At 40.1% G+C, this 11,533-nt stretch carries 12 protein-coding genes; 2 read left to right on the forward strand and 10 right to left on the reverse strand.

Annotated elements, in window-relative coordinates:
- Positions 1-24: 24 nt before the first annotated feature.
- Both ABFG93_RS07170 and ABFG93_RS07175 read right to left on the reverse strand, forming a co-directional pair.
- Positions 25-1,983, reverse strand: a complete 1,959-nt coding sequence (locus tag ABFG93_RS07170) for an LTA synthase family protein (RefSeq protein ID WP_347551856.1) — start codon at positions 1,981-1,983, stop codon at positions 25-27.
- A gap of 419 nt (positions 1,984-2,402) precedes the next feature.
- On the reverse strand, positions 2,403-3,863 hold the full coding sequence (locus ABFG93_RS07175; protein WP_431522082.1) for an MDR family MFS transporter: 1,461 nt from the start codon (positions 3,861-3,863) through the stop codon (positions 2,403-2,405).
- Between the two features lie 285 nt (positions 3,864-4,148).
- Here ABFG93_RS07175 and ABFG93_RS07180 point away from each other — a divergent pair, with 285 nt between their 5' ends.
- Both ABFG93_RS07180 and chrA read left to right on the forward strand, forming a co-directional pair.
- Positions 4,149-4,457: a PadR family transcriptional regulator gene (locus ABFG93_RS07180; RefSeq protein WP_347552781.1), complete on the forward strand. Its 309-nt coding sequence runs from the start codon at positions 4,149-4,151 to the stop codon at positions 4,455-4,457.
- A 12-nt stretch (positions 4,458-4,469) separates the two neighbouring features.
- Positions 4,470-5,657 carry a chromate efflux transporter gene (gene chrA / locus ABFG93_RS07185; RefSeq protein ID WP_347551860.1) on the forward strand — a complete coding sequence of 396 codons (1,188 nt, stop codon included), beginning with the start codon at positions 4,470-4,472 and terminating at the stop codon, positions 5,655-5,657.
- A 278-nt stretch (positions 5,658-5,935) separates the two neighbouring features.
- Here chrA and ABFG93_RS07190 read toward each other — a convergent pair whose 3' ends face one another.
- The 8 genes from ABFG93_RS07190 to rbsB all read right to left on the reverse strand — a co-directional run bounded on the left by ABFG93_RS07190 (position 5,936) and on the right by rbsB (position 11,524).
- A complete protein-coding gene (locus ABFG93_RS07190) occupies positions 5,936-6,202 on the reverse strand; it encodes an NUDIX domain-containing protein (protein WP_347551862.1) in 267 nt (88 codons plus the stop codon).
- A gap of 112 nt (positions 6,203-6,314) precedes the next feature.
- Positions 6,315-6,524: a hypothetical protein gene (locus ABFG93_RS07195; RefSeq protein ID WP_347551864.1), complete on the reverse strand. Its 210-nt coding sequence runs from the start codon at positions 6,522-6,524 to the stop codon at positions 6,315-6,317.
- A gap of 272 nt (positions 6,525-6,796) precedes the next feature.
- Positions 6,797-7,486 carry a Na-translocating system protein MpsC family protein gene (locus tag ABFG93_RS07200; RefSeq protein WP_347551865.1) on the reverse strand — a complete coding sequence of 230 codons (690 nt, stop codon included), beginning with the start codon at positions 7,484-7,486 and terminating at the stop codon, positions 6,797-6,799.
- Positions 7,487-7,638: 152 nt separating this feature from the next.
- A complete protein-coding gene (locus ABFG93_RS07205) occupies positions 7,639-7,815 on the reverse strand; it encodes a hypothetical protein (protein WP_347551867.1) in 177 nt (58 codons plus the stop codon).
- A 129-nt stretch (positions 7,816-7,944) separates the two neighbouring features.
- Complete coding sequence (locus tag ABFG93_RS07210; RefSeq protein WP_347551869.1) at positions 7,945-8,079, reverse strand: hypothetical protein; 135 nt, start codon at positions 8,077-8,079, stop codon at positions 7,945-7,947.
- Positions 8,080-8,400: 321 nt separating this feature from the next.
- Positions 8,401-9,330, reverse strand: a complete 930-nt coding sequence (locus tag ABFG93_RS07215) for an aldo/keto reductase (RefSeq protein WP_347551871.1) — start codon at positions 9,328-9,330, stop codon at positions 8,401-8,403.
- A 147-nt stretch (positions 9,331-9,477) separates the two neighbouring features.
- Complete coding sequence (locus ABFG93_RS07220; protein WP_347551873.1) at positions 9,478-10,497, reverse strand: phosphotransferase enzyme family protein; 1,020 nt, start codon at positions 10,495-10,497, stop codon at positions 9,478-9,480.
- A gap of 103 nt (positions 10,498-10,600) precedes the next feature.
- On the reverse strand, positions 10,601-11,524 hold the full coding sequence (gene rbsB, locus ABFG93_RS07225; RefSeq protein ID WP_347551875.1) for a ribose ABC transporter substrate-binding protein RbsB: 924 nt from the start codon (positions 11,522-11,524) through the stop codon (positions 10,601-10,603).
- Positions 11,525-11,533: the final 9 nt, after the last annotated feature.

Consider the following 11,533-nt stretch of genomic DNA (forward strand, 5'->3'; position numbering starts at 1 on the left):
ACCTTACGGTAGGATGCTTCTGAATTACTTTTGTTCTTTTTCATGTTCAGGATTTTCCTGAAATGGTTTTGTTTGATCAACAGTATAGTTGTAATCATCACGGTTTACAGGTTTAAATCCTTCAGGCTCATAGAACCTGAGTAGATCACCATAAACCACTTTATCGGATAGCTCAAGTGATTCTTTAGCAAACTTGCCTGCCTGTTCACAAGCTTCTGCATCAACTTTTTCTCCAGTTGGATTTGCATAACACTGCTCATTAACAGATGTAACTTCAGGCGTTACGAAATCACCGTTCCGGAAAGGTACAATCTCACGATGGTCTTCTGAAAGAAGATCTGAACCAAATGTGATAAACTCATCTGTTTCAACACCTAGAAGGTGGAGAACGGTATCTCTGATGTCCATATGTCCACCGTATTTGTGCACTTGCTTTCCTTCTACACCAGGAGCAGTGATGAAGAGTGGAACACGCTGCAATTGTGCGTTTTCGTATGGATTCATTTCTTTCCCCATTACTTCTTCCATCGCACTGTTATGATTGTTTGAAATACCGTAATGGTCTCCATACATCACGATAACCGTATTGTCATATAGACCAGATTCTTTAAGATCATTGAAGAATTGCTCAATGGACTCATCCATATATTTCGCTGTCTGGAAATAACCATTTACTACTGAATCGTCTGTTTCAGGTGTAGGGAAATCCACGTCACCTTCATCCATTGTAAACGGATGGTGATTCGATAGTGTCAGCATCTTCGCATGGAATGGCTGTTCAAGACTTTCAAGATATGGCATGGATTGCTCAAAGAACGGTTTGTCTTTAAGACCATAGTTATGAACATCTTCTTCATTCATATCATAGTAGCTTGCATCAAAGAATTTTTGAATACCAAACGATTTATACAGTTCATCACGGTTCCAGAATGTTTTCCCGTTCCCGTGTAATGATGCGGTCGAATATCCTTTTTGTTCAAGAATAGCTGGCTGCGCTTGATACGTATTACGCGCTTTTTCCATCGCAACTGATCCACTTGGTAACGGATAAAGAGAGTTTGCCATCATGAATTCAGCGTCAGACGTTTTCCCCTGTCCAACCTGATGGAAAATATTATCAAAATAGAATGTGTTCTGATCTTCTACAAGACTGTTTAAGAAAGGTGTTACTTCTTGACCATCAATTTCTTTCCCGATCACGAAGCTCTGAAGCGATTCAAGTGAAATATAGACAACATTCATTCCTTCAGCTTTCCCAAAGTATTCTGGGTTAGGTTCAGTTCGGTTTGCTTCAACAAAGTTCCTAACATCTGTTAAATCATCACTGCTTGCAAAAGCACTCTGTGAGCTTGATTTAATTGTCGTCACAGCATCAAAGATCTGGTAGTTAAATTGACCCAGATACTTTACAAGATACGTACGATCAAATGAACGTGTCAGCAGTTGCGGACGATCTGTTTCTGCAAGTCCAAGGTTAACTGTGAAGAAGATGGCAGCAGCTGCAAAAACAAGACCGATTTTCTTCTTCTGTATCGGTGCCTGTGGTTTAACAACCTTAAATAGGATTAATCCTAGAATCAGCAGCGTATCAACAAAATAGAAAACATCAGAAACCTGCATTAACGCAAATGCACTATCTTTAAGCTCTCCCGCGTCATTTGAGTGCAGAACAGTTGGAAGTGTAATAAAATCGTTAAAGAAACGATAGTAAACGACATTGGCATATAGTACAAATGAAAGCAAGAAATCGATAATCAGAATGGCCCATGCTCGCTTACGTCCTTTAAAAAATAACGCAAGCCCAAAGAATAGAAGCAACGAGCTAATTGGATTTAATATGAGTAGAAAAGACTGCATGACATTTTTAATACCTAATTGAAATTCAGTTTGATAGACGGCATACGTCTTTAACCAGAATAGTAGAATGACGCCAAAGAACAATGTCCATGGGTTATTCAAATGACCTTTTAATTGTTCACGCATGACCAAAAACCTCCTTACGAGTTTGCTCGTATTTCGTTCTATTTATTATAAATAAATTGTGAATTTGTTAATTTTATTTAAATGCTAATACTTGAGTATAATACGCCCATTTTTTTTTAATGTCAAATTCACCTCGAGTTCCTCACTTGACAGATTTCATGTTGGAAACGCTCTCTTAACCTTCCGCTAAGATAGCTATAATGTATGTAACCATGCTGTTAAATAAGGGAATAAATCCTTTCCATTTAAAGGAGAGAAGCTGTAAACATTATCTCTTTATGATCCATATCTTTTATTATCTGTTAATAATATCCTGTAATTTAACATACCTATTACGTTTATGTTCCACTTCAGGAACCAGTTTACATTTACAATTTGTGACAAACTAAAAAGCGTCTCAATCGAGACGCTTTTCCCTATTATTCATTAACAGCTGTTTGCGGATCATGATGCTTTGCCGGTTCTTCCGGAAGTGCTTTACGAATAAAGAGAGAAACGATCAAGCCAACAATCGCAAAGCCAAATGCAACAAGATAAACGAGCTCTACACCTGAAACAAGTGACTGACTGAGTGTTTCAGGGTTAGCAGGATTAGCCGCTTGATCTAAGTAGGCTTGTTGCCTTGTTGTCATGATACTGATGAAAACCGACACACCAATTGCGCCAGAGACTGGCTGCAGTGTGTTCATGATGGCTGTACCATGTGGATACAGGTGTTTCGGTAAACCGTTCAACCCATTTGTTTGTGCAGGCATCATAATGGCTGAGATTGATAGCATTAATAGAATATAGCTTACGACGATTAGCCAGATCGATGTATCAACCTTTAACGTACTGAATGTAAACATCACCACAGTAAGGACGAGAGATGCGGGGATGATCAATTTCCTTGGACCAAATTTATCAAATAACTTACCCATGACTGGTGACATTAGACCATTTAACAGACTGCCTGGCAAAAGAATCAACCCAGCAGTTGCCGCTGTTAATGCAAGTGGACCCTGCATGTACATTGGGAGTATAATTTCTGATGAAAACATAGCCATTATAATAATGATGAAAAGAAGCACGGCTACTGTGAACATGGGGTACTTAAACACGCGAACATCAAGCATTGGTTCTTCTAATTTCAGCTGTCTGAACACGAAAAATATCAGTGCGATGACTCCGATTACAAGTGGAAAAAGAACTTTTGGAGCCAAAAAGCCCGCCTCTCCTTCTCCTGCAAAGCTGAAACCAAGAACAACACCGCCGAAACCGAGTGTAGACAGAATGATCGAGAAAATATCCACTTTCGGTTTTGTGACCTCTCCAACGTTCTTTAAGAATTTATAACCAAATCCGATGGAGAACAATGCAAAAGGGATCACTGTAATGAAAAGGTATCTCCAACCTAGATACTCTACAATAATACCTGAAAGTGTCGGCCCAATTGCAGGAGCAAACATAATGACGAGGCCAACTGTACCCATAACTGTTCCTCGCCGTTCAGGAGGAAACACAAGTAGAAATGTATTGAAGATAATAGGGATAAGCAATCCCGTTCCAGCTGCTTGAAGCAGCCTGCCTCCTAAAAGAACCGTAAACGTTGGTGCTATCGCACAAATGACGGTTCCAATCGTAAAGATTGTCATGGTACCTAGAAACATTTGTCTTGTTGTATAAGATTGAAGTAAAAGTGCCGATATTGGCGTTAATATTCCCATCACTAACATAAATCCAGTCGCCATCCACTGTACGGTTGCAGGAGTTATGCTAAAGCGCTCCATTAAAGTAGTAAGGGCAATATTTAAAAGCGTTTCATTAAGAATAGCAAAGAATGCTCCTATAATGAGGGAAATGATTACTGGTTTTACATTAAAGTCAGGATCGTCTGCCAGAAATTCGTACGTTTGTTTATTTTCCAATTATCGATACCTCCTTTTTCCGGAACATTTTGTCGGTTAAAACAATCGTTTCTTACTATAATGACCGTTCAAAAATGTTCTAAACATCAGTCCATATCTTACTATATCTATGATGTTATTGAAAGAATTTGCGCTTATTCCCTAGCCATTTGTAAAGGGTTTGTTAAACATTCGCTCTACTTCTTCTAGCCAATAGATAAATGGATTATTATAATATCGATATTCGATATCGCAGAATGATATTAGGAAGGTGATCTTCTGGATAACAAAGTACTACGTAAACTTTTCCTTGGCTTTATTCAAATTTACATTCTCCATCATGCGAAGGAGGAAGCCATTTACGGATCATGGATGCTTAAAGAACTCATGGATCATGGATATGAGATAAGCGCTGGCACTCTTTACCCGATTCTCCACACGATGGAAAAGGATGAATTGCTAACGAAAGAAGAAAAAAATGTGAATGGAAAAATCCGAAAATACTATCGCACGAATGGTAAAGGTGAGCACATTCTAACAGAAGTTAAAGCGAAAGCATACGAACTATTTAAAGAAATAAAAGATTAACGGGGGTAACCAATGCCTGACAAAACCAATATCAAAACATTTCTCGAAATCTTACTTGTATCAACCCGCCTGGGTCTTACTTCTTTTGGAGGCCCAGTTGCCCACCTAGCTTACTTTAAAGAAGAATACATCGATCGAAGAAAATGGCTCGATGAAAAAATGTACGCTGACATTATTGCGCTCTGTCAATTTCTACCTGGTCCAGCAAGCAGCCAGGTTGGCATCGCCATCGGAATGATGCGTGGTGGTATAGTAGGTGGATTTCTCTCCTGGTTCGGCTTTACGATGCCTTCGATCATCATCCTTGTCGTCTTTGCGATGCTCTATCAAACCTTCTCACTCGGTGAGGATACGTTTATTCACAGTTTGAAAATTGTTGCAGCAGCTGTTGTACTCCATGCTATCATCGGCCTCGGAAAAAAGCTCACGCCTGATAAAACAAGGCTCTCCATTGCCCTTATTGCTGCATTGATCATGCTCCTTTATCCATCAGCCTGGATGCAGCTTGTGATCATCGCAGGAGCTGGTATCCTTGGACTTCGTCTTTTTACAAATATGACTGAAACAACTATTAAACCATTTTCCGTTTCAATATCAAAGAAAACTGGTGTTTCAGCACTGCTTTTGCTTGGAACACTTCTTATCGCCTTACCAATCATTAATCGAATGACCGATCATTCTTTGCTTAACCTATTCGACATCTTTTTCCGTGTAGGTGCACTTGTATTTGGTGGAGGACACGTCGTTCTTCCGATGATCGAGAGAGAAATAGTGCCACAGGAAATGCTTACTCTCGACCAGTTTTTGGCCGGGTATGGAATGGCACAGGCTGTTCCTGGCCCTCTTTTCACCTTTGCAAGCTATCTAGGCACAATGTTAGAAGGAGTTACAGGTGCTTTCGTTGTAACCATTGCGATCTTCCTCCCATCCTTTCTATTTATTATTGCCGCTCTTCCATTTTTAAATGAGTTGAGAAGCCATTCATCATTCCAGAAGATCCTCATTGGAGTTAACGCAAGTGTCGTCGGAATATTACTTGCAGCCTTTTATGATCCAGTCCTTAAGAGTGCAATCGTGACCGGAGCTGATTTCGCATTAGCTGCCATTCTGTTCGCCCTACTCTCGATCTGGAAGCTCCCCGCCTGGATGATCGTCATTATTGGCGTTTTGGGTGGCTATATTCTTCAATTGATTAGTTAAAAAAAGTAAAAAGACGCCGCTCTGAGCGGTGTCTTTTTCTTATCTAAATGTCACTGGGCATCATGTCTTTTATCCATCAATACTAACAAAATGATTGACATTTAACGCCTTCCGCTAACAATTGACGTAATAAAGAACACAACTACCGATTCTTTATTTACTACCAACCGATTGACTATTCGTTTTTCAGTCAGTTTCTCTCTAATAAGGTTCTTCTTAAAAATGATTGATAAGCTGAACGAGCGATTTCGGACGCACATCGAGCTGAGCCAGTCTATTTACAGATATCCAGACTGCTTTATAGGTACCTGATCTCCTCTTGCATGTTGAAACTCATCTCCCTGACCGCTTCCAAAGTCTCCAGAGATGATAACTGCATGAAAGTAATACTGCTTGCCAATATCTTCAACTACAGCGAGGAGGGAAATTAACTGAACATGGACGCCTAGTTCCTCGAAGGTCTCGCGTTTCGCAGCTTCTTCACAGGTTTCTCCATGTTCAATACCCCCACCGGGGAATACATAGTATGTGTTACCTTTACGCACTCTTTCTACTAAAGCCAGGTGATTATTCTCGATTATAACAACACCTGCCCGGTCTCTATCCCATTCCCCACCTCATCCGCACAAAATATCTATCATGTTAGTTACTACTATTCTATAAGAGATGATCTCTCTCCTCTTTCAAGCTTCCACTACAATGGTTACAAACCTCATATGCTTTTGTTTCGATTAGTTTTTCTAGGTATAGACTATCCCGTGACCCTTCTCTTTCCTTTATCGGTGTTGTATGGAATTCACAGCGATCACCAGCAAACGGTGTCCGGTGTATGATTTTTTTTGAATGATCGATTAAATATTTCATCATTTTCCTCCTTGAATGGTACTTAATTTCTCTTTGACGTTATCTTGGTACGATTAAAGGAGTTAAAGTAACACCTTCCATCAGAGGATGCCTTCGTCCCCTCTAATGATTAGTTGAAACCATTGGACATCTAAAAGTCTTAATTAACCTCATATAAAGGTGGAGGTTTTATTGCTCCATTATGGGAAGATGAAAATAAAAAAGCCGAAAAGGACCGTGATTCGGTCTTTTCGGCTTATGTCTGGTTCTATTGCCCAGCTCATTTCCACCTATGTTTAGTTGGGTTTTATTATAATCGTAATGTAACTTTTATCTAAATTGAAATCCCAATCCACAAAAATATCCTGTACTTTGGCAGATAAAATCGCTTCGAATTGATTGTTATGAAGAAGACTCTTCTCAAGACGTCTTTTCGTTAGCTTAAGCTCTTCTTCAAATCCGCTTCGAATAAGTTCCTTCTCAATTCGTACTAGAATGCCATCGCGCAATACAACAAGCGTCCGATCATTTAAGAAGCAGGAGTCAACTCCCTCAGGTGCCTTTTCTGCAAGCTTACTAACCCGTACGATTTCATCATGGACCTTTTCCTTCTCAGCATAATCTGGCAGTCCATCTATTTCACTTTCTTGCACATTAGAAGTAACACCTATAATAATACCTGATCGATTCTGAAGCGACCAATCATGGTAAAATGACTCAATCTCAAGATTAGCCATTACACGAAGAGATGCTTTAATTTCAGGAAGCAGCCCCTGCATCAGCAAATCTCTCGTCTCCTCTACTCGCATAGACTCTTTTTGATCCACTAGCACTCGCTCCATTGGAGCAAGGAAATCACGAAAGTAAATCGTTATATAAGGTTCCTGAATCGATACATAGACCGATGAAGGACCTTTTCCAAAATAATCTCGTAAAAGTTTACCTACATAACTTGAAATCTCAGCTTCTGTTGAATTTCGTTCCACTGTTTTCACCCTTTAGTAAGACAGGAACATATTATTCCCCGTCCAGTTATTATTATAGTAGTAATATGGTTTCATTTAAAGGATATAGCCTGAATTGAATATTTCATTTAGATGTCAAGATGTAATAAACCCATATTATTATCTCATTAATCCTACTCTTCCCTTTTATCATTTTTTAACACGGACACAAGACTATCAGGATACAACGTCTTCTTTCCTGATAGGATCTCATCTATTGAAAGCCATATCGCACTTGCCTTATGTCCATCAACAAATAGAAATTTCTCCTTCTCATATAGCTTCGAATCTTCAAACTCGACCTCATGCAATTGAATCAGCTCATGGCTTATTTCTTGTTGAATTGTGTAGATATTCTCAATACACTTTATGTACTTTAGAACACAAACAGATACGCCTAACTCTTCCTTAAATTCTCTTATAAGCGTATCGGATGAACGCTACCCCCATTCAATAGTACCACCCAGCGGTCGATAGTAGTCGGAAGATCCCTTTGAATGTAATCCGCGATAGGCTTCAACAAGAATGTGATTTCCTCTAACCAATAGCCCTAGCGCTTTGACTTTAGGTTGCATCCTATTCCCCCTTTTTTCTTCTTATCCCTCTTCATGAACATCCAGGCGATCCGCTGCATAACAAACAGCTCCAAGTGACATGATCATACCCGGTGTGCTGAACGTTCTTTTTCAAGAAGAAAGATAAGCAAAATGGCAATGACCACGGCAGAAAGACCGATGACAAATAGAATGTTTTTCTTCCTCATTCGCCTCCACTTTTTAAACGTACGCGTTTATCGCAGAATTCAACGGACAACCTGCATACACGCCATCGATTTCTCCAAAAAATGGTGTGAAAAACCAGAGGATCGACATCCTCTGGTTTTCTCAAAAGCTATATTAACTAAAGATACTATCAACCCGTTGAACTTCTTCGCCAGTTAGCTTCACATTGAGGGTTTTCAGATTATCAATCACCTGTTCTTTATGCTTCGCACCTGGGATTAGAACATCGATGCTATCACGAGTTAGATACCATGCGAGGACAACGTGCGCTACTTCAACGCCCTTCGAGTTTGCGATCTGTCGAACTTGATCCAATTTCTTTAGGTTTGCTTTAAACGTCTCACCCTGGAAGAGCGGATTCTTTGCACGAAAGTCATCAAACGTTGCGTTCTCATCGTATTTGCCTACGAGCAACCCTGAAGCAAGGGGGAAATATGGAATAAAGGAAATATCCTGCTCTGCAGTGTATGGAAGAAGATCCTTCTCAGCTTCCCGCTGGAACAGATTATAGTGACTCTGAAGCACATCCACATAACCATCTTTATTCGCATCTTTCATCTGTTCAAGACTGAAGTTGGATACGCCAATAGATTTGATTTTCCCTTCATCTTTTAATTCTTTTAATGCACCAACAGCTTCAGCTTTTGGCGTATCTTCATCAGGAAAATGAATGTAAAACAAATCAATATAGTCAGTTTGAAGTCGTTTTAAGCTCCCCTCAACAGCTTTTTTCAAAAAAGATGGGGAGTTATTGAACACAATGTCTTCTCCTTTAAATTCATGAGCTCCCTTTGTAGCAAGTACAACATCACCGCGATTTCCTCGCTCCTTAAGTACTTCACCAACAAGCTCCTCGGATCGTTCCGGCCCATAAATAAAAGCGGTATCCAGAAAGTTAATGCCGTGATCAAGAGCACTGCGAACAAGTTCTTTACCCGTTTCTTCATTTAAATTAGGATAAATATTATGTCCACCTACTGCATTTGTACCAAGACCAATTGGGTTTACATGCAAATCTGACTTTCCTATTCGTACATTCGCCATTTTTCGTTCATCCTTTCCGTGTATAGTAAAACTTCTCTCTGAGGTGTTTTCTCCCTCTGCAGGTTAGTTGAAGTAATCTGCTGCCCCTAAGATTCGGAAAAAGCTTTGCAGAGTCCTTTACCACTTATATCCATTTTAAAAACATAGTTAGATGCTTTGCAACTTTTCCATAACGTTATCGTAATTGATATCTGCGATTACTTCATTCTGGATGAGACGATGGCGAATGTTTGCAAGGAGAAGACGATTTTCATTTTTCATATTCGGAACATCAAACTTCTTATGGAATACGGTATACAGCTCATAATCTCTGAGCCGTAAAAAGAAAGGGAGCGTTTTTAACCATTCTTTATCAAGGAGTGATTCCTTTTGATATCCTTTCAAAAAAGCGTACATAAATTCGCTGGCAAAGGCCGATCTTACCTCAAGACTTTCGTTATGACACGTTCGCCAAATCGCATAATATACCGGAATGGCCAAATCACTCACATAATAATGATAGGTGCTATCATCAAAGTCAAAAAGATGAACTTCTTTCCCATCAAAGAAGAAATTCCCATGGTGAACGTCTGAATGAATTAGCCCAAACGATTTTCCAGTTTCATGGAATAACTTTATGGTTTCAACGAGCTTTTTTCCTTCCCGAACGATTTCAGCATCATCTTTATTAACCAGATAACGATCAAAGTGGATCAGGTCCCCCTGGTCCCATCTCTTTCGCCTGTTTTTACCTGGGCGGTAATTCATTGATAAGCGATGCACTTTCCCGACTTCTTTTCCCCACGCTTCGAACAAATCAGTATGAAAGGTAGACTCAGGTTTAATTGAATATCCGGGCGCTTTTTCAAAAAGACAGGCATAAAAAGAACCTTGTTGAATTGGGAGCTCTTCTACGAACTGCTGTTTAGTAGAAGGATAAACATATGAAACATTTGCGCCGTTCTGATGCAAATCGTTAATCCAGTCGATTTCTGCCTCCACTTCCTGAAAAGAACGATGGGAGCTGTGAGTAAGCCTGAGTACGTACACTTGTGTTTTTTCTCGTACTTCATAGACATAGTTTTCAAAATCACCTAGCAACTTCATGTCTGCAGCTTGAAGTCCAAACCGGGTAATGGCTTCTTTTAGAATATCTTCTGAAAATAAAGCTTCAATCCAGGATTCCATCCCAGCACCCTCTTTTTTTCAAATTCTTTACTTGAATTGTTTCGACTTTTTTTGATGAACTCCTTCATAAAGACAAAACGCCCCCTTAAGGGAGCGTTTCAAGTTATTCGGTTTTTTGCGTTACAAGTTTCAATGGCACTGGTATCGTTTCATCTACTTTGTTTCCTTTCAATACATCTACGCCTGCCTTCACTGCAAGTGATCCTATTTCCTCAGGCTGCTGAGCTACCGTAGCAGAAAGCTTGCCATTCTGAATACTGTTTATTGCATCTTCATTTCCGTCAAAGCCGACTACGATAATATCCTTTCCGGAGCTCTGAATAGCCTGAATAGCTCCTAAAGCCATCTCATCATTGTGAGCAAAAACGGCTTCAATGTCAGGGTTACCCTGAAGCAAATTCTCCATCGTATTCAATCCTTCGGTTCGATCAAAATTTGCTGTCTGCTTTGCTACCACATCAAGCTGTTCATCAGCTATATTGTGGAAACCTTTTCCTCGTTCACGCGTTGCGGAAGCACCTGGAACACCTTCAAGCTCAGCAACCTTTGCACCCTCACCAAGCTGTTCGACAAGGAATCTACCGGCCATTTCACCTCCTTTTTCATTATCAGAAGACACTAGTGTTGCCACCTCCCCCTTTTCGGCTGATCGATCAAGTGTTACAACCGGAATACCGAGACTATTGGCGGATTTAACGGCAGTTGAAATCGCCGCTGAATCTGTTGGATTGACTAATAGAACGTCAACACCCTGCTGAATTAAATCTTCTACATCACTGATTTGCTTCGCAGCGTCATTCTGCGCATCAACGACGACGACTTCCATTCCATTCTCCGCTGCCTGCGCTTCAACGCCGTCCTTCATAGAAACGAAGAATGGATTGTTTAAGGTGGAAACAGACAACCCAATTTTAATATCCTCTATATCCGTATCTTTACTTGGTTTTGCCCACTCGGGAGGCTGCAAGGAACATGCTCCCAGTACAAGAAGTGACAAACTAAGCAGAAATGGCAATATTTTTTTCATCGTACCCCT

The organism is Pseudalkalibacillus hwajinpoensis (assembly GCF_039851965.1).
GTDB lineage: Bacteria > Bacillota > Bacilli > Bacillales > Guptibacillaceae > Guptibacillus > Guptibacillus hwajinpoensis_E.